17 protein-coding genes are annotated in these 18,445 nt (G+C 60.8%); 9 read left to right on the forward strand and 8 right to left on the reverse strand.

The genetic code is table 11. From position 1 onward, the window contains the following. A partial coding sequence (locus ACT3TP_RS12070; protein WP_444620668.1) for a choice-of-anchor G family protein occupies nt 1–1,920 on the reverse strand: 1,920 nt, incomplete at its 3' end. A gap of 346 nt (nt 1,921–2,266) precedes the next feature. On the opposite strand from ACT3TP_RS12070, the gene ACT3TP_RS12075 reads away from it, so the two are divergent. After that, complete coding sequence (locus tag ACT3TP_RS12075; RefSeq protein WP_444620669.1) at nt 2,267–3,100, forward strand: response regulator transcription factor; 834 nt, start codon at nt 2,267–2,269, stop codon at nt 3,098–3,100. On the opposite strand, the gene ACT3TP_RS12080 is transcribed toward ACT3TP_RS12075, so the two are convergent. The 3 genes from ACT3TP_RS12080 to ACT3TP_RS12090 form a co-directional block, all read right to left on the reverse strand. Beyond that, nucleotides 3,097–3,708 (reverse strand): SH3 domain-containing protein, encoded by a 612-nt coding sequence (locus ACT3TP_RS12080; protein ID WP_444620670.1) that lies wholly within the window; start codon nt 3,706–3,708, stop codon nt 3,097–3,099. The two genes, ACT3TP_RS12075 and ACT3TP_RS12080, sit on opposite strands and share 4 nt — an antisense overlap. A gap of 204 nt (nt 3,709–3,912) precedes the next feature. Continuing rightward, the gene (locus tag ACT3TP_RS12085; RefSeq protein ID WP_096286777.1) at nt 3,913–4,416 is read right to left on the reverse strand and encodes a ferritin; all 504 of its coding nucleotides are present in this window, start codon (nt 4,414–4,416) and stop codon (nt 3,913–3,915) included. Between the two features lie 147 nt (nt 4,417–4,563). Next, a complete protein-coding gene (locus ACT3TP_RS12090) occupies nt 4,564–6,936 on the reverse strand; it encodes a Tex family protein (protein ID WP_444616573.1) in 2,373 nt (790 codons plus the stop codon). A gap of 93 nt (nt 6,937–7,029) precedes the next feature. Here ACT3TP_RS12090 and ACT3TP_RS12095 point away from each other — a divergent pair, with 93 nt between their 5' ends. Continuing rightward, the gene (locus ACT3TP_RS12095) at nt 7,030–7,386 is read left to right on the forward strand and encodes a hypothetical protein (protein ID WP_096286773.1); all 357 of its coding nucleotides are present in this window, start codon (nt 7,030–7,032) and stop codon (nt 7,384–7,386) included. Nucleotides 7,387–7,413: 27 nt separating this feature from the next. After that, entirely contained in the window at nt 7,414–7,809 is a 396-nt protein-coding gene (locus tag ACT3TP_RS12100) for an RNA-binding S4 domain-containing protein (protein ID WP_096286771.1), read from the forward strand. Here the strand turns inward: ACT3TP_RS12100 and ACT3TP_RS12105 are convergent. Next, a complete protein-coding gene (locus ACT3TP_RS12105; RefSeq protein ID WP_105554520.1) occupies nt 7,806–9,758 on the reverse strand; it encodes a S9 family peptidase in 1,953 nt (650 codons plus the stop codon). The two genes, ACT3TP_RS12100 and ACT3TP_RS12105, sit on opposite strands and share 4 nt — an antisense overlap. Nucleotides 9,759–9,833: 75 nt before the next feature. Between ACT3TP_RS12105 and ACT3TP_RS12110 the strand changes: the two genes are divergently transcribed. After that, nucleotides 9,834–10,391, forward strand: a complete 558-nt coding sequence (locus ACT3TP_RS12110; protein WP_096286767.1) for a DUF1697 domain-containing protein — start codon at nt 9,834–9,836, stop codon at nt 10,389–10,391. Between the two features lie 45 nt (nt 10,392–10,436). After that, on the forward strand, nt 10,437–11,093 hold the full coding sequence (locus ACT3TP_RS12115) for a trimeric intracellular cation channel family protein (protein ID WP_096286765.1): 657 nt from the start codon (nt 10,437–10,439) through the stop codon (nt 11,091–11,093). Nucleotides 11,094–11,099: 6 nt separating this feature from the next. Here the strand turns inward: ACT3TP_RS12115 and ACT3TP_RS12120 are convergent, their stop codons facing one another. Further along, a complete protein-coding gene (locus ACT3TP_RS12120; RefSeq protein ID WP_096286762.1) occupies nt 11,100–12,353 on the reverse strand; it encodes an MFS transporter in 1,254 nt (417 codons plus the stop codon). Nucleotides 12,354–12,372: 19 nt separating this feature from the next. Further along, nucleotides 12,373–12,927, reverse strand: a complete 555-nt coding sequence (locus ACT3TP_RS12125) for a TetR/AcrR family transcriptional regulator (RefSeq protein WP_096286760.1) — start codon at nt 12,925–12,927, stop codon at nt 12,373–12,375. Between the two features lie 137 nt (nt 12,928–13,064). On the opposite strand from ACT3TP_RS12125, the gene ACT3TP_RS12130 reads away from it, so the two are divergent. The 3 genes from ACT3TP_RS12130 (at nt 13,065) to ACT3TP_RS12140 (ending at nt 16,197) form a co-directional block, all read left to right on the forward strand. Next, the gene (locus ACT3TP_RS12130) at nt 13,065–14,582 is read left to right on the forward strand and encodes an MFS transporter (protein ID WP_444620671.1); all 1,518 of its coding nucleotides are present in this window, start codon (nt 13,065–13,067) and stop codon (nt 14,580–14,582) included. A gap of 288 nt (nt 14,583–14,870) precedes the next feature. Beyond that, nucleotides 14,871–15,074 (forward strand): cold-shock protein, encoded by a 204-nt coding sequence (locus tag ACT3TP_RS12135; protein WP_096286756.1) that lies wholly within the window; start codon nt 14,871–14,873, stop codon nt 15,072–15,074. Nucleotides 15,075–15,204: 130 nt separating this feature from the next. Beyond that, entirely contained in the window at nt 15,205–16,197 is a 993-nt protein-coding gene (locus ACT3TP_RS12140; protein ID WP_444620672.1) for an LLM class flavin-dependent oxidoreductase, read from the forward strand. Nucleotides 16,198–16,382: 185 nt separating this feature from the next. Here the strand turns inward: ACT3TP_RS12140 and ACT3TP_RS12145 are convergent, their stop codons facing one another. Then, on the reverse strand, nt 16,383–17,633 hold the full coding sequence (locus tag ACT3TP_RS12145; protein WP_444620673.1) for an MFS transporter: 1,251 nt from the start codon (nt 17,631–17,633) through the stop codon (nt 16,383–16,385). A 241-nt stretch (nt 17,634–17,874) separates the two neighbouring features. Here ACT3TP_RS12145 and ACT3TP_RS12150 point away from each other — a divergent pair, with 241 nt between their 5' ends. Further along, nucleotides 17,875–18,351 carry an Lrp/AsnC family transcriptional regulator gene (locus tag ACT3TP_RS12150; RefSeq protein WP_096286750.1) on the forward strand — a complete coding sequence of 159 codons (477 nt, stop codon included), beginning with the start codon at nt 17,875–17,877 and terminating at the stop codon, nt 18,349–18,351. Nucleotides 18,352–18,445 lie beyond the last annotated feature (94 nt).

Here is an 18,445-nt window from a genome sequence, read left to right on the forward strand (position 1 = left end):
CTCGGTATTATCCGCAGTGTTCACATCGGTGTTGGCTCCAACAACGCTGAAGTTCACTGCGTCATTTGATCCGTTTTCGTCAGTTGCAGTGGCTGTATAGTCGTCAATTGGCAAGTCAGGGAATGTAACAGTCCAGGTACCATCTTCAGCATCAACAGTAGTCACCTGATCGGCCTGTCCCGGAATTGAGACAGTTACTTCGGAACCAGGCTCGCCGGTACCCGTTACGTCAACGGGGCCAACAGGAACTTCTTCGCCCTCGGTCGGAGTCAGGATATCGACTGGTGCGACAACTGCTTCTTCAGCAGCAGACTGTACTGTTGAAGACGCCAGCGACAGGTTGGCAAGGCCACCTGCAGCAACGTCTGGCAGCACAGTTACGGACAGCGCACGGACGGTAAAGCTGTCAGCGCCCAAGTCGCCATCGGTGAGCAGCGGTTCAGCGGTTGGCTGCTCGTTGATCGTGATGGTTACTACGCGATCAAGCACCCCACGCAGAACTGGCTCCAGCTGACCAGCGATTATGCTTACAGCTGGGTCTACAACCTCGCCAAGACCATTGCCGACGTTATCGAGCACGCCCTGTACCAATGGGCCAGTGGTAGTGGTAATACCATCTGCAACGGCAGCAGTAATTGGGTTCAGCAGGTCGCCGATATCAATAATTCCAAGCAGATCAAGCTCAGTTTCTGCCGTCGGTGCAGGCGCTTCGGTTCCAGCGAACTGGGCCAGCGTTCCTTCGATCAGTACACCGCCAGTTGCCGTAAGAGGGAATACTCCTGCGGTTATGTTCAGTTCGACCTTCACGTTCAAGTCATTCAAGACCGACTCGATGATGGAAGTTGCCTTGGTGGTAATTCCCGACAGTGATTCGGTGATTCCATTGGCGATAGCATTCGCTACATCTTCACCAATCAGAGGCGTGTTCGGATCGAAATTATTCAGATCCTGGCCGCTTTCTTCAATCAGCTTAGCCAGGTCGACGTGAACATCGCCGGTTCCGAGATCGATAGAAATCGAACCGCTATCGTTCGCGATAGGTGTTGCGATTAGCTCGTCAACAACAGTCTGGCCAACGGTGTCCAGCCCGTCGATCGTTACCTGAGCACTGTTAACGTTGACCAACGGAATCGCATTCGCGGCAGTTTCGATCTGATTCAGCAGCGAATCCAGCGCACCGCCTGTGGAAACAAGCCCGCTCACAGGGTCTACAGCGGTCTGGAATACTTCACCCAACGTGGTGCCAAGCGTACCCACCAGAGGGCTGCTCAGTTCCAGCTCGGCTCCCGCGATGACGTAATCGCTAGTAACCACGTCGTTGGTGCTTTCGGCTTCCGATGCCAGCGCACCAAGTTCGATACGAGCAGCGTCAAGGATCTGATCGGTTAGTCCTTCAACTCCAGCCTGGTCGAACAGTGCAGTCAGATCGATGTACGCTGGATCGTTTCCAACACCGGCGTTCGGGGATACTGCGATCGCACCGCCGTCGGTAATTGCGCCAGAGGATGCGCGAGCATGAATCTCAGTATCAGCAAGGCTGTAGCTGCTCAATCCTCCGAGTTCACCCAGGTCGATGAGGCCCACGCCTTCTGCATTCTTCAAGAGCGGAAGCTGGACGCCTGAACCTAGATCAATCGTCTCATCGGAAAGCAGACCGACATCCAGCTGTCCCTGATCGGCACCGGGATTGCCGTCATCCGGGAAACTCTGCTGAGTGAAGCCCGAACCCACAAGGTCTAAGGTCGACAAGTCAAGGTCAATAATATGAGCCTGAGCTTGCGAAGGATCGTCAGCGCTGAAGGCACTAGCCGGCGCTGCGCAAAGTACTGCCGAAGCAGCGAATACAGCCGTCGTTGTTCCAAACGCTAGGCCAGAAGTGGCCGTACGCCGGAAACGCGGCTTCTTGTTGGTATCTTTCAAAACTCGTGTCCTCCCACAAAGTCTTTCACTGATGCCCGATTTGCAGCGAGCCCCAATTGGTCCTCAAGTTGCGATGCTTCTTTCTCCTGTCGGATCAGAAGCCAAATCGTTCAATCGGAATGTTTCGAGTGCACTTCTGCAAAAGTGACCCATCCTTGACCCTATGCCGAGCAACCCCACACTCTCAGGTTTCTTTCAGCTAATTCTTTGCTAATTCAGGTTATTAATCTTGGCCACTTGGCTAAAAAATCTAGCTGATATGGGTTACCCGTCGGTAGCTGACATATACACTTCAATTGAAATTCATCAAAATTAGGTATTGACACCGCTTAGGTGGAGGTCCATTGTGAAAACCGTGTCTGATTTGAGACTTAACAGCCGACTGTCGGAGTGTTTTTTTAGCCACATGGCTATAGGATTACACTACAAGCAATGGATGAACTCATGTGGGGACATGAAGGGGCGATCTGTTGCACCTCAACCTGAGTATTTTCTGAATAAGGATGATGCCCCTTGCCCCCCTATTCGAGTCCATTTGGCCGATAGCGATCATTTTTCGCGCGCAGGGATTTCCGCTGTTTTAGCATCGGCCAATGACATTACGATCGAGAAAATCTCGGACTCGATGCATGAAGCAGTGCAAAATGCCGTGAGCTTTACCCCGCACATCGTGATTCTTGAGTACTCACTTAGCGGCACCGATATCCATCTCGCCATCCAGGATATTACGTCCCAAGCACCATCGACGAAGGTCGTGCTGCTCGCCAATTCATACGGGCGCGCGGAACTCGCGAAGGCCTACGAGTCGGGTAGTTCCGGACTGATTTCGAAGAATTCGATTAGCGCCGAGCTGCCCAGCGCGCTTCGCATGGTCGCCGCCGGCTATCAACTATTTGCCCAGCCCTCCGAAGGTTGGGAGAAGCCGCTGCGATTCGCCAGGCGATCCCAGAATCAAGCAATCATTGACAAAATGAGTGATCGCGACAGGCAACTCGTGCGTGGTGTCGCGTCAGGTATGACGAACATCCAGATTTCGCGATCAACGTACATCAGCGAAGGGTCGGTGAAGTTGCACTTGGCCCGGATCATGGACGAGCTTAGCGTTTCGAACCGAGTCCAACTAGCGGTCATCGCCTCTGAAACAGGTCTCATTACCTCAGCGGATCTGCTGACCGCTTAGTAGACGGTCCGCAATTGGCTGGCTGGAATCCACATTTCTTCACCTTCGCGGTCGATCTGCCGCCAGGCACCCTGGCGGGCCACGATCACCACGGCGGTGTCGGCCTGCAAAATGCGCGCCAAAGAGTGGTGGTCTCCAGGTCCGCGTCGGGCATTGAGCTGAATGGTCGTCAGTGCCCGTTGGTTGGGCACCGCGATGAGCCCGCCCTTGGCCGGACGCGACGGCAAGGTCTGCAGATACATGCTCGGGACCCAGCCCAGCAGTTGGCCAAACTGGATTTGCGACCACAGTCCCTGTTGCAGCACCATCCGCACCTTGCTCGCCTGCTCGACGACTTTGAGTACCGGATATCCCGTGCCGCTGCCCTTGCGCAGATTGAGAGTCGCGGTGGTGAGATGCGTTGCCTCGATCAGCGAATAGCGCGAAAGCACCCGCGAACCGCTATCTACTTCAGGATTGCCTTCAACGTTTTCTTCAAAGGCCGCCGGAATCGGTTCAAGATAGATATTCGGCAGCCACCCATAGATTCGGTGAACGTAAACATGCGCCCAGGAGCCGCGCACTTCAACGAGCGCAAGTTCCGTTCCCGAGCTCAGATTGCTCTGCACAAGGTAGTGTCGCCCGGCACCCTTACGTAGTTTCAGCTCTGCCGTCGTGCGGTGCGTATGCGTCGGTGACGACGTCCGAGCCGAAGGATGCGGATAACCCAATTGGTTCACAACCACCTCGATATAGAAAAACTTAGAGAACCAGCAATTAGCTGATTCCCTAAGTTTATTTCATGTTTGAAGAGTTTTTATCTTCCTGAAGTTTTATTCGCCTGCCGACGTACGTGCCCCGAGCTCGCGGTCCAGTCGCAGAATGCCGCTGCCGTCGTCTCCGACGAGCTTGAGCCGGTCCAGAATCTCGGAAACGGTGGCCTCTTCTTCGACCTGTTCCTCGATGAACCAGTTCAACATCGGGATCGAATCGATGTCGCCCTCAGTCTGTGCCAGTCGGTAGAGTTCCCGGATTGCTTCGGAAACCTTGCGCTCGTGGGACAGCGAAACGGTGAACGCGTCGACAACGGTCTTGACGTTCATCACCGGTGCCGGCTGTTCGCCGATCTTTGGACGGGCATCACGGTCGGTCATGTGAGTCATGAACTTCTCCGCATGCACTACTTCTTCTGCCGCCTGCGCACGGAACCAACCGGCAATGCCGGAAAGGCTCATAACGTCCATTTCCACTGCCAGCTGACGGTAAACGGTCGCAGCTGTCAATTCGAGAGTTAACTGAGTGTTGAAGGCCTCTGCCAATTTTCCTGTAAGTTCCATGTCTACAGACTACGACTCATTTTCCTGCTTGTCACCGAAGTTCGGACACACTTATCACGAGGGTAATTAGCGCATACTTTAGCGTTGACCAGTAGTTAATTGAGCCGATGCTAACAAAGGCAAGGGCAACAACCACCTGGGTCCTACCTATTTCCCCAGCCCAGCGCGGCGCAGAGCTTCGGCCATGGCCGTATTGGCGTTGGCTGCCGGTGCGGCCTTGCGATTCCCCTCCTGGCCACGCTCGCCCCGCTTGCTTGGCCCGCCGTTGGACCGGAGCCCACCCTGACCGCGCGGTTTTGTCTGTTCTGGCGTCGTTTTCTCGCCCGGCAGCTCGTCGTCCAAACGCAAGGTGAGCGAAATGCGCTTGCGCGTCGCATCGACTTCGAGGACCTTCACCTTGACGATCTGTCCCGAGCTGACTACTTCGCGCGGATCGGAGATGAACTTGTTGCTCATCGCCGAGACATGGATCAGTCCGTCTTGGTGCACGCCCAAATCTACGAACGCGCCGAAGGCTGCCACGTTGGACACGGTGCCCTCCATGATCATCCCCGGCTTGACGTCGGAAAGTGTTTCCACGCCTTCACGCAATGCGGCCGTAACGAATTCGCCGCGGGGGTCACGCGCCGGACGGCGAAGTTCTGCAATGACATCCCGTATCGTCGGCTCGCCGAACTGCTCGGTGGTGAAGTCGGCGGGGTTCAGCTCTTCTAAACGCCGTCCCTGGCTTTCGGCAGCCTGCTGCAGCTTATTGGCCAGCGCGTACGCTTCGGGATGTACCGAGGAGGCATCCAGGCGTTCCTTGCCACCGGTGATACGCAAGAAGCCGGCGCACTGCTCGAAGGCCTTGGCGCCCAAGCGCGGCACCTTCAGCAGCTCCTTGCGCGTGGCAAAAGCCCCGTTGGCGTTGCGGTGATCGACGATATTCCTGCTGAGCAGGGGGCCTACACCCGCCACGCGGGAAAGCAGCGCCGGGGACGCGGTATTTACGTCCACGCCGACCGCATTCACGCAGTCCTCAACGACAGCGTCCAAGGCACGGTCCAGTTTCGTGGCCCCGACATCGTGCTGGTACTGGCCCACACCAATGGATTTCGGATCGATCTTGACCAGCTCGGCCAAGGGATCCTGCAGGCGCCGGGCAATGGACACCGCGCCGCGGATCGACACGTCCAGGTCAGGTAGTTCCTGGCTGGCAAGTTCGGAGGCAGAGTAGACGGACGCTCCGGCCTCGGACACGATGACCTTGGACAGGTCCTTGCCGCCCAGTGCCTTGATGACCTCTGCGGCCAGGCGATCGGTTTCGCGTCCCGCGGTGCCGTTGCCCACGGCAATCAGCGAGGTGCCGTGCTTCTGCGCCAATCTGGTCAGCGTCTTCACCGACTCGTCCCACCGATTAGCCGGGGCATGCGGGTAGATGGTGGCTATATCTACGACCTTGCCGGTGAGATCGACTACCGCGACCTTCACCCCGGTGCGCAGACCCGGGTCGAGGCCGAGCACTGCCTTGCTGCCCGCCGGCGCAGCCAGCAGCACATCGCGCAGGTTGGCCGCGAAAATCTTCACCGATTCATCCTCGGCCGCTTCGAAGAGGCGAGCGCGCAGATCGGATTCAAATCGCGTGAGCAGCCGGGCCTTCCATGCCAGACGAACGGTCTGCGCCAGCCAGCTAGCGGCCGGTGCATCGGGGCTGGTGGAAATTCCGAGGGAGGAAGCGATGGCGTTTTCGTAACCGGTGCGCGCCGCGGCGAGCGCTTGCTCATCGCGCGGATCCGCCTCGGCGAACTGCAGTTTCAGCGCTCCGTCGCGTTCGCCGCGCAGCAAGGCCAGCACTCGGTGCGAAGGCAGCGAATCCAGGGTCGCCACATAGTCGAGGTAGTCCTTGTATTTACCTTGCGCCTCAACAGTAGCGGCGGCCGCGGCGCTGGCCCCGATCTTGCCCGACTTCCACAGCCGCTCGCGAAGCTCGGAAGCCAAGGCGACATCCTGGGAAACCCGCTCGGTCACGATCGAACGGGCACCGGAAAGCACATCCAGCTCGGTGCCGAAGCCGGCTTCGACGTTGAGGTAAGCGGCCGCGGCCACCTGCGGATCGGTGCTCGGATCGCCAAGCAGCAAATCCGCCAACGGTTCCAGCCCAGCTTCACGAGCTATCTGCGCCTTGGTCCGCCGCTTGGACTTGAACGGAAGGTAGATGTCTTCCAACTCGGCCTTGGTGGCAGCCGCCGAAATCGCGGCGTCAAGCTGATCGGTTAGTTTTCCGGCTTCGCTGATGGCTTCGCGTACCGTGACGCGGCGTTCTTCGAGTTCTCGCAAGTACCGCAGGCGTTCTTCGAGCAAACGCAGCTGCGTGTCCGAGAGCATCCCGGTGACTTCTTTTCGGTACCTAGCGATAAAGGGAACCGTTGACCCCGAGTCCAAAAGTTCCACGGCCGCTTTGACCTGCCAGACCGCGACTTTGGAGTTTCCAGATAGTTCGGCTGCCAGCTGTTCAATGATCTTCTGCTCTGTGCTACTCACCGAACCATTGTGCCCCAAAGAGCTTAATCTTCAGATGATCAACTCGGTTCACACCCAGCAGATCCTAAAACTTGGACGCTAGACTTGCTAGCTATGGGGAATGTAGCAATTCGAAAGTCAGCCGCGATACTCGCCGTATCGTCGCTCATCATGGTGACCGCTGGTTGTTCCGTGCTGGAAGACACCGCCACGTCGGCTGCCACGCAGCTCACCGACGCTGCCGCCACGGAGATGGTCCGCCAGGCCTGTGCGCCGGTCCAGGATGGCAGCATAGATGCCGGAGAGCTGCGTGTGCTCAGTTCCATCATCGGTTCGGTTGAAGGCGGCGGTTTGCCGCAGCCAATAGTCGATGTGCTCAAGGAACTGGCAAGTTCGGGAGACCAGGCGCCGCAAGCACTGCAAGATCGCCTGGTGCAGGCCTGCGATGATGCCAACGCAAACAACAACTAATCCCACGGTGATCTAGACTTTTGACCTATGGTCGAAATTCCCACCGGCGGTAAGGTCCGTCTTGACGCCTGGCTCTGGGCGGTGCGCATGTATAAGACTCGCTCGGCGGCAACCACCGCCTGCCGCGCCGGTCATGTTCGGCTCAATGGGGATCCGGTCAAGGCATCGCAGATCGTCGTACCCGGGGACCGCATCCGGGTCCGCAAGGACGGCTGGGATCGGGACCTTGAGGTCACCGGGCTCATTTCTAAGCGCGTCGGCGCGCCGGTAGCCGTCAAATGCTATCTGGACCACACCCCGCCCCGCGAGAAAGTCGTCATCCCGCAGGTCCCGATCCGCGACCGGGGTACCGGGCGCCCCACCAAGAAGGACCGCCGCGAAATTGATCGCTTGCGCACCTCCTGGCAGGGACCCGAAGACTAAGTCAGCTCGATCGCTGGCACGTCCACCGCGAAGTCGAAGATCTGTGCATAGAACGACAGCGAGCTTTCTAGCGCCTTGATGATATTTGCCGACTTGCGGAAGCCATGCTGTTCTCCGGCAAACAGGATGTAGGCATGCGGAATCCCCCGCTTGGCCAACGCGTCGGCCACCACCTGTGATTGAGCCGGCGGGACCACCTTGTCCTCATCGCCCTGGAGAAGCAGCACCGGGCAGGAAATCTTCTCCACATGGTTGATAGGCGCCCGCTTTTCGTACAGCTCTGCCGCTTCCGGGTAAGGACCGACCAAGGAGAACATGTACTGGGATTCGAAGTCGTGGGTATCCTCCACCAATCCCACCAGGTCCGAGACGCCGTACCGGCTGATGCCGGCGGTGAAGACCTCGGAGAAGGTCAGCGCGCACAGCACCGTCCAGCCGCCGGCGCTGCCGCCTTCGATGCCGATCCTTGCCGGATCGGCAAGTCCCCGGGCGATGAGCGCCTTGATCACCGCTACGGTGTCCGCCACGTCGACTACACCCCACGCGCCACGGAGCCGGTTTCGATAATCCCGGCCATAACCGGTGGAGCCACCATAGTTCACGTCCACCACACCGATGCCCCGCGAGGTGTAGTAGGCAACGGTGGCGCTCAGCGTTGCGACCGCTTGGCTGGTTGGCCCGCCGTGCACGAAGGTGACATACGGGGGCAGTTCCCCTTCTGCTCCCGCAAAGCCTTCTTGGCGGGGCTTGTAGAGCAGCGCGTGGACCGCCTGGCCGGCCGCGTTGGCGCATTCAAATTCTTCGACTTCCGGAAGCATGGCGGGCTCTGGCAGCTCGGCGATCGACCGGGTCACCGACCGGTGCTCCAGGGTCTCCACGTTGATCAAGGAGATCTCTTCGCCTTGGGTCAGCGAAGAGGTGCCAGCCAACAGCCACCCATCTTGCAACGCCAGCGGACGCACCCGGGTGAAGGGCAAGGCGAGGTCTTCCAGTCCCCCGGTAATCGTATGCACCCGTGCCAGCTTGGTCGTGCCCGTTCCGTAGGAACACAACAGGGTCTGCTGATTTTCGTTCAGATACCATCCGGTGCCTACCTGCCACAGCGGACCTGCGAACTCTGCGGCACGGTCAACCAGACGCACGGTGCGCCCGGAACTGAGCTGGTAGGTGTAGGGATTCCACCATCCCGAGGCATCCGAGATGAAGGTCAGCCGGTCATCGTCGGTCCATTCGGGCTGCATGACCGAGACCTCCGGGCCTCCGGCGATCACCGAGCCCCGCAAGGTTCCCTGCTCGGTGTATTCGGCGAGGTGGAGTTCGGTCGCATCCCAGGGCATATCCGGGTGTTCCCAGCTGATCCACGTCAGATGCGTGGCATCCGGGCTCAGCCGCGGCCCGGCGACAAACCGCGCCGGAGTGCTGAGCAGTCGAATGGCCGCCAGATCTTCGCTGGCGCTGCCGTCCAGCGGAATTTCCACGATATGGCGCACCGGTTCGGCCCGCAGGTCTTCCATAATTGCCAGCACCTGGCCCGCCGGCCCCGGCACGAATTCTGCGAAGCGCAGTGCCGGATCGCCGTCGATCATGCTTGGCGGGGTCAGCGCCACCGGCTCTTCATTGGCCAGCACCTTCAAGTAGACGCGCTGGTCTTCGAAGTTTGCAAAGACCACCGCGGGGACCGCCCCTTCGAGCAGCAGCCAGCTGGCACCCCCGTACTCATGCACCCGCGAGCGCACGTTATACGGTGCCGCGATCAGCTGACGTCCCGCCGCGGCAGCGCTGCGCCCATACTCGACAAGGGTCACCCGTCCGCCCTCGGCAGGCAGGCCTTCCTGCACGATCAGCTTGTCTCCGAAGAAGCAGGCTCCGCCGAGCGGTTTAGTGCCAGCCGCTACTTGCGCAGCTGAGATGGTCGAGGGCCAGGAACCAAAGGGCATGTGCTGAAGCATGTGTTCGATCCTAGTCATATTTCGGGCCAGGAACGACCCTCGACAAGCGCTAACTCGGTGCGCTTGGATGGAGCCATGGCAAAGTTCGTATTGTTCTTGCGCGGGGTTAACGTCGGCGGCGTCAAAGTTTTGATGAAAGATCTCGCGACACTGCTCGGCGAGGCCGGCTACGGCCCGGTTAAAACCGTGCTCGCCAGCGGCAATGCAATCCTCGACGCGCCGCACGGCGCGGCGCCCGAGCTGCGTGCGCACTGCGAGCAATTGCTGGCCGACTACTACGGCCGCCCCATTCCGGCGCTGGCTTTCAGCGCCGCCGAAGTCCATGAACTCGCCGCCGACTTCCCGGTGCCGGTGCCCGCGGCAGCTGCCGAGTTCCACCGCTACCTGACCCTGTGCGCCAGTGAGCGCGATGCCCAGGAACTATATGCCGCGGCGGCCCAACTCGCCGATGCTACGGTGGTGGCGGTGCGCGCCAGGAGCTTGTGCTGGATCAGCCCAAAGGGCCAAAGCCTTGAAACCCCGGTTTCGAAGCTTGTCACCGCGCAGGCGCGCCAGCGGATTATCACCACGCGCAACCTGAATACCTTAGTAAAACTTTCCACGATTATTCGCGCGCAGGAACTCGGAGAATAATAAGCTCTGCATCTGCTTCCACTCCAACTCGCTGAGGGCCACTACATGCTCATTGTCATCGAACTCGTTGGCATTTTCTTTTTCGCCGTCGCCGGCTCGTTGATGGCCGCGCGCCGCGGTTTTGACATGCTCGGTTCGGTATTCCTCGGCGGCGTCACCGGCCTGGGCGGCGGCGTGGTGCGCGACCTGATCCTGAACGAGTCCCCGGCCACCTTCGGGCATCCCATTTATTTCCTGCCGCCGGTGCTGGCCGCGTTGCTCGTTTATGGCTTTACTCCCGCCATCCAAAAACTTCACCGCCTGGTGCTGGTCTTCGATGCCGCGGGACTGGGCTTGTTCTGCATGACCGGCACACTCAAGGCCCTGCAGCACGATTTTAATCCGGTCACCGCGGTGCTGCTAGGGATGATTACCGGGGTGGGCGGCGGGCTGATGCGTGATGTCATTTCCAATGTCACCCCTGATTTGTTCAACCCGCGGGACATCTATGCGATCCCGGCGATGATCGGCGGCATCCTCACCGCGGTGTGCTGGAGCTTTGAGCTCTTCAACCCCATGGTCGGCGTGGGCATCGCGGCGCTGACCTTTGCCACGCGGCTGGCCTCGCTGAAGTTCGGCTGGCGCATCCCGCTGGCGGCCGGACACTGGCACCGGCCTACCCCGGGATCCCCACCGGAGAACGGACCGCAACGGCATTTCTAGTTCCGCCTAGTCCACGCGTTCGAGCTTGCCCTCGTTTTCGGCACCCGGCGCGCTGTCCTCGATGGTGCGCGATGGATTGATGATCACCGCTCCGAGCAGCATCACCACGATGCACACCCCGAGCATCGAGAAGGCCACGCCCCAGGATCCGCTGGCCTGCTGCACGACGCCGAAGAGCATCGGAACGATGGCGGCGCCGGCATAGCCCAGGCCCTGGGCGAAGCCCGAAAGCACGCCCGAACCGTAGGTGGTGCGCGAGCGCAGGTTCATCATCAACAGCGCGATGGCGAAGGTGCCCTGGCCCAGGCCCGCCATCGACACCCAGAACCAGGTTCCCTGGGTCGGGGAAAGATAGATTCCGAGGTGGCCGGTAATCCAGCAGGCGGTGAACACGCCCACCGCGATGATCGGGTTCTTCAAGCGCGGAACCCACAGCGGGACCAACAGTGCCACCGGCAATCCGAGGATCGCGAAGAGCGCGAGCATATTTCCGCTGGCCGCCTCGTCCAGGCCCTGGGCGTACAGGTACGGCGGCAGCCAGGTGAAGTACACATAGGTCTGCGCTGAGTTGCCGGCAAGGAAGATGGCCAGCCCCCAGGCGACCTTGGACTTCCACGGGTTGATCCGCGCGATCTCGTGTCCCCCGGCCGCCGGCAATGCCGCCTCCGGGCGCTCCACGCGGCGGTCCGCAAACAGCTGCATCATCCAGGGGATCAGCACGATCCCGGACAACAGGGCCCACGAGCCGATCGAGGTCTGCCAGCTGCCGACATTGGCGAAGGGAACCGAGAATTGCGGCGCCAGCCAGGTGCCGATGGCGATCATCGTGACGTATCCGCTGGTGACAACGCCGATGCGGTCCGGGAAGTATTTTTTCACCAACGGCGGCAGCACCACGTTGCCCATGCCGTAACCGGCCAGGGTGACAATGGACAAGGCCAGGAAGGGATAGACATTGGGCATCAATGGCCGTGCCAGCTGTCCGGCCACGGCCAGCGCGACCGCGATGACCAGCGTACGCTCCAGGCCCCAAAGCCGAATCAGCCGCGGGGTCAACAGCCCGAAGACGGCGAATGAGATCGGTGCCAGCATGGCCAGCAGCCCGGTGGTGAATTCGGTGAACTCGATATCTTCTTGGATGCGGGCCAGCAGCGGCGGCACGGACACTACCGCCGCGCGCAGCGACAGGGCCATCAGCAAGATGCCAAGCAGCGCCCCGATACGGCCTTTGAGCCGGTTCCTTGTGCCGTCTTCGGCCATGTGACACATCCCTGCAGAATTATTCGTTGAGTTCTTTCAACTTTTTGAGTTGCGGGACCAATTCTAGTAATTCTTTGAGCCGACCCTCAAAATTGCTTTGATACCAGGAGCCGGGCATGGCCAGATGCGCATAGAGCCCCTCGCCAATCAGGATGACCAGATGCGCGATCGCCGGGTCCCCCACTTCGTCGAGGATTAGCTGCAGCCACCGGGCGTGCACGTCCTCGAGCATCGCCGCGGCGCTGCCGACTCCGGCCTGCGCCAGGCGCTGCACCGCGACCAGATGGCGGTCCAATTCGGTGTCGACTTCCGCCGAGGTCTGCACGTAATAAACCGAGGCGCCCTCTGCGGCCTCGTGCATCCGATCGAGATCCAGTTGGACGTGCTCCTCGGTGGACTCGATCACCCCGGCGGCGAGCGCTTCCTTCGAGGCAAAGTGGTAAAGCAGTCCGCCTTTTGAAACTCCTGCTCGTGTCGCGGCGGCTTCGAGGGTTGCCGCACGTTCCCCTTCTTCGCAGAGCAGCGAGATATAAGCATCCAGTACCTTCGTGCGTGCCGCAGGTGGACGGGCCATGAATCTCCTTAGGGTTTAGACGGTGACGGATTTAACCTTACATTCGATGGTAACTATACCAACCGGACGGTACAGTTACTCTTGAGGGTGAAACCACACCCCCAATTTCCTACGCACTAATTTCAAAGGCCAATCCCATGAGCTCACAGATCACCGAACGCGCCTCCACGCTGAGTCGTTCGCGCCGCTGGGCCGCTCTGACCGTACTGCTTTTCCCGGTACTACTCGTCTCCGTGGACAACACGGTGCTGTCATTCGCGGTTCCCGCCATCTCGGGTGCGCTATCGCCTAGCGGTACGCAACTGCTATGGATCATCGACATCTACCCACTGATCCTCGCGGGACTGCTAGTCCCCATGGGCTTCCTGGGTGACCGGATTGGCCGACGCAAGGTGCTGCTGATCGGTGCCACGGGATTCGCGCTGATCTCCGCGTTGGCGGCCTTCGCCACCGACGCCTTCCAGCTGGTGCTCGCCCGCGCCCTGCTCGGTATTTTCGGCGCCATGCTGATGCCGGCCACGCTCTCCTTGATCCGCAATATCTTCCCCGACGCCAAAGAACGCCGGACCGCGGTAGCCATCTGGGCCAGCGCATTCTCCGGCGGAGCGGTCCTCGGCCCCATCATCGGCGGGCTCCTTCTGGAGCACTTCTGGTGGGGTTCGGTCTTCCTGCTGGCAGTTCCGATGCTGCTGCCGCTGCTCATCGGCGGCCTGCTGCTGTTGCCCGAATCCAAGGACCCGAATCCCGGGCGAGTCGATCCGCTGTCCATCGTCCTGGTCATCTTCACCTTGCTGCCCTTCGTCTACGCGATCAAGTCCTTCACCTCCGAGCCGCTGTACGTGGTCATTGGCGCCGTAGCGCTCTCCGTTGCCAGCGGGGTGGGCTTCGTACGCCGCCAGCTGGCCGCCGCCAATCCGATGATCGACGTGCGCCTGTTTTCCAATGCCGCGTTCTCCGGAGCGCTGACGGTGAACCTGATCGGCGTCTTCTCGCTGGTGGGCTTCATCTACTTCGTTTCCCAGCATCTGCAGCTCATCGCCGGATACAGCCCGCTCGATGCCGGCCTGCTGATGACCCCGGGCCTGGTCTTGACGATGGTCTTCGGCCTCGTCTCGGTCCCACTGGCCGCGCGCTTCGGCGCACCGGCCATCATGGTCGGCGGCCTGATGCTTTCGGCCGTGGCCTACGCGGTGGTCGTTTTCGCCGGTTCCTCCGGAGATGTCTTCTGGCTCATGGCGGCCTTCTGCGTCCTGGGAATTGGTGTGGGCATGTCAGAGACCCTGTCCAATGACATGGTGCTCACCGCGGTGCCCGCCTCGAAGTCGGGGGCGGCCTCGGCAATCTCGGAAACCGCCTATGAGGTCGGAGCGGTGCTCGGGGTGGCCGTGCTCGGCACCATTTTGAATACCGTCTATGCCGCGCAACTCAAGGTTCCGGAAGCCCTCGACGCCGCGGCGACCCAAGCGGCCGGGGAGACCCTGAGCGGTGCGCATCAGATTGCGCAGGGGCTGCCCGCCGATCAGGCGCAGGCGCTTTTGGCCTCCGCCGCCCACGCTTTTGACCACGGGGTGCTCATCACTTCGAGCATCGCAGCGGTGCTGGCCCTGGTCGCCGCAATCGTGGTGGCTCGAATCATCAAACCCGCTACTCGGTAAACGATTTGGGACACTTTCCGAAAATCTAGATTAATTAGGTCAAAGTTATTCAAAAGTTGCGAATCTCGACGTAGGCTAGGCAGTGTAGTTCCAAAGTAATTCGCGAAGAACCCTTTAGAAGTTTGTGAATGTCGATCCGCATGGTTGGCGCGAACCCCTTCTAGACGTGAAGTGAATGACTTGGCTGCTTCGTAGGACGAGGGAACTTCGGTTTCAACGTCTCTCGTGGATTACAACCAAGCTCACCAAAAAATCGGTGAGGAACGTCTGAAAGGACCAAATAGTATAATGGCAACCGGTATCGTCAAGTGGTTTAATGCTGAAAAAGGCTTCGGCTTCATCGCTCCAGACAGCGGAGATCCTGACGTCTTTGCTCACTTCTCCGCCATCCAGACCCAGGGCTTCCGTACCCTGGAAGAAGGCCAGAAGGTTGAGTTCGAAGTAGTTGAGGGCCCTAAGGGTCTTCAGGCAGCGGACATCCGCGGACTCTAAAGCGTCTTAGGCGAATAGCCCCTAGACATTAGCGTCAACGGCGTCTTCCCGGAATCATCCGGGAAGACGCCGTTTTCACGTGTAATTGGCTTCACGGAATAGTCCCGCACCTCGGTGGGTTGTACCAAACGTGAAGCTTTCGATTCTGGACCTTGCCCCGGTTGCACCTAATAGCACCATTTCCGACTCATTCAAGTCATCTGTACGCCTCGCTCAGCTTGCTGAGCGCACCGGCTATGAACGTGTTTGGTACGCCGAGCACCACAACATGCCGACCATCGCCTCCAGCGCGACCTCCCTGTTGATCAGCCACGTGGCCCACCACACCGAGCGCATCCGTTTGGGCTCTGGCGGCATTATGCTCCCCAACCACTCGCCGCTGGTGATTGCCGAGCAATTCGGCACCCTGGCCGAGATCTTCGGCGATCGCATCGACCTGGGAATGGGACGCGCCCCGGGCACCGATATGACCACCTTGCGCGCGCTGCGGCGCGACGCCTCCGCCGCCGACTCCTTCCCGCACGATGTGCTGGAACTCCAGGCCTACCTGGCCGGCGAGTCACGCATTCCCGGAGTGCAGGCCATCCCGGGGGCGGGCACCAACGTTCCGCTCTACATTCTGGGCTCCTCGCTCTTCGGCGCGCAGCTAGCCGCGCAGCTCGGCCTTCCCTACTCCTTCGCCTCGCATTTCGCCCCGGCGGCCCTGCAGCAGGCGGTTAAGACCTACCGCGAGCAGTTCAAGCCCTCGGCCCAGCTGGCCGAACCATATGTCATCGCCGGCGTCGGGGTGATTGCCGCCGAAAGCGTGCAGCACGCCCACGAGCTCAAGGTGGCCTCCGAACGCCACCGCGTCGCGTCCTTCTTGGGCCGCAATGCAAAGAAGGAATTCACCGAAGCCGAACTCGACATGGTGATGGATACTCCGCAGGCCGAGCAGATCTTGGACATGATGCGCTTCACCGCCATCGGAACCGGCGATAACGTGGCCGAGTACCTTGCCGATTTCGCCGAAACCGCCCAGGCGGACGAGCTGATCACCGTGCACCACCCATTGCTCGAAGAGGACCGGTTGAATTCGGTCAACCTCACCGCACAGGCCTGCAAGCTGGTTACCGCGGGCTGATGCGCACCGGGCCGGCAATCTCGTCGCCGCCCTAGCGCCACAGCGATCCGCCCCGAAAGGAACCGGCCACGCACCATAGCGGTGCGTGGCAGGATTCCGGGGTGGATCGCTTCTGTTTTAACGCCCACGTGGGCAAGCGGACTCAGTGGCCGGGCGGAAAGGCGGAAGCACTCAGCGATTCCAGGCTATGCCCGAGCGGCGCGGTCCTTCGCCAACGAGGCCACGGACCACCCGGTGAGCAGCAGCGCCAGCAGCGCGCAGAGCACGCTGAAGACCAGAATGCTCAGTTCCTGGCCATAGACCCCCACCGCCCAGCCCAAGACGATCACCGGCAGCGCGCTGCCGAGGTAGGTCACCAGGTAGATGGTCGACACGGTCTGGGCGTGCCAGGAAGCCGCCACGGCATTCACCGCGCCGCTGAACGCGGTCCGGAACGCGATCCCCTGCCCCAGGCCGATCAGCGCCAGCGCCAGCATCGCCAACCAGAGCGAGCCGAGCTCGGCGGCCACCACCAGGCCAATGGTGCTGGCGGCCAGCAGCATCAGGCCGAGCGGCAGCAGGCGCTGGCCGCCGCGGATCACCACCTGGGACAGCGCCGAGATTCCCAAGGGAAGTCCCGCAACCAGCCCGATCATCGGCAGCGAGGTCAGCTCGAAAACCTGCGCGAAATAGCCCGGGGCCAAGGACAAGGTGAAACCGAACACGGCAAAGCTCAAGAATCCGACCAGCGCGCCCATCCAGAATTTGGCGCGCGCCTCGCGTGGGATCCCCAGCCGGCGCGGGGCCAGCGCGCGGTGCCGTTGCCCGCGCTCGGCCATGGCAATGGCCGGGCGCGCCTGCAGCGCGACCAATGGAATGAGCGTCACGAGCAGCAGCACCGCTTGCACGGTGAACACCGTGGTCCGCCCGCCGGGCAGCAAGGCCAGCACGCCGCCGAGCAAGGGGCCGAAGGCCACGCCCCCGGAGGAGGCCAGCAGGGTGAAGCGCGAGGCCCATTCGGGCTTATGCGGCAGCAGCTCGCGCAGCGCCGCGGCGCTGGCTCCGGTGGCCAGGGCCACCCCGGCCCCCTGCAGGCCTCGCCCGAGGCACAGTTCCCACAGGTTTGAGGCAGCACCGAAGCTCAGCGTGCCCACCAGCGAGATGATGATGGCAAGCACCAGCGCGGCCCGGCGGCCGATGTGATCGGACCAGTGGCCCACGATGGACAGGAAGAACATCAGCGAACAGACGTAGCTGGCGAAGGCGATGGTGGTCCCCATGGCGCCCAGGGAGAGATCGGCCTGCAGCTGCGGGTAGAGCGGCGTCGCCAAATTCGCGCCCACCAGCAAGGTGAAGCTCACCAGCACGGTGATGCTCAGCCGCGTGGTAGTGCCCGGATTCCAGGTCAGCGGCCTGAGCCGAGCCGGCTGCATGCGCAGTTCGCTGATTACCGACATGGGGTCTCCCAAAAGGCGGGTGGTCCAAAGGATGTCGCCAGGTTGTTGCACTCAAAAGTTTTTAGCGGTGGGGTTGCTCGCTACCCCACCGGCTAGTTGAGCGATCTGTAAGAAAATGTCTACTGATCTAGATCGTTCACTCATAAATATCCGCCAAAGAAGGACGCTTCGGCTCTAAAGTTGTTAGAGTTTGAGCAAAATAGTCAAAAACTTGGCCCCCGCGGGTCCTAGGAGTGAGCAAATGGTGCGTTTGGATGACGTGGATCTGAAAATTCTCTTGGCGTTGATCCGCGATCCGCGGATCCAGATCTCGGATCTCGCCGACGAGGTCGGCGTGGCCCGCAACACCGCCCAGTCGCGCCTCCGCCGCCTGCAGCGCGCGGATGTGCTGCGCGAAGGCGGCCGCGACCTCGACCTGGCCAAGCTCGGCTACGACGTACTGGCCTTCGTCACCTTGGAGGTGCTGCACCGCGACCTCGATACCGTGGTGACCTCGCTGCGGCAGATTCCCAACGTGCTGGAAATCCACGAAACCTCCGGCCGTGGAGATGTCTGGGTGCGGCTGATCGCTACCGATACCCACCAGTTGCAGTCGGGGCTGCGGCAGATCCTGCGGATCAAGGGTGTCACCCGGTCCGAAACCACCTTCGCACTCCACACCCACCTGGCCTACCGGGCCGCTCCGCTGCTGGAGCACTACGCCGAACACAATCACTGAGCAGCGCGAAAATACAAGTCTTTCCTTGTGCGCCTTCCCGGCCTAGGCTGTGATTACGAGAAGTCATGAGGGATGCCCCCGGCTCTCGTCGGGT

This window comes from Glutamicibacter sp. AOP38-B1-38 (genome assembly GCF_052377485.1).
Taxonomy (GTDB): domain Bacteria; phylum Actinomycetota; class Actinomycetes; order Actinomycetales; family Micrococcaceae; genus Glutamicibacter.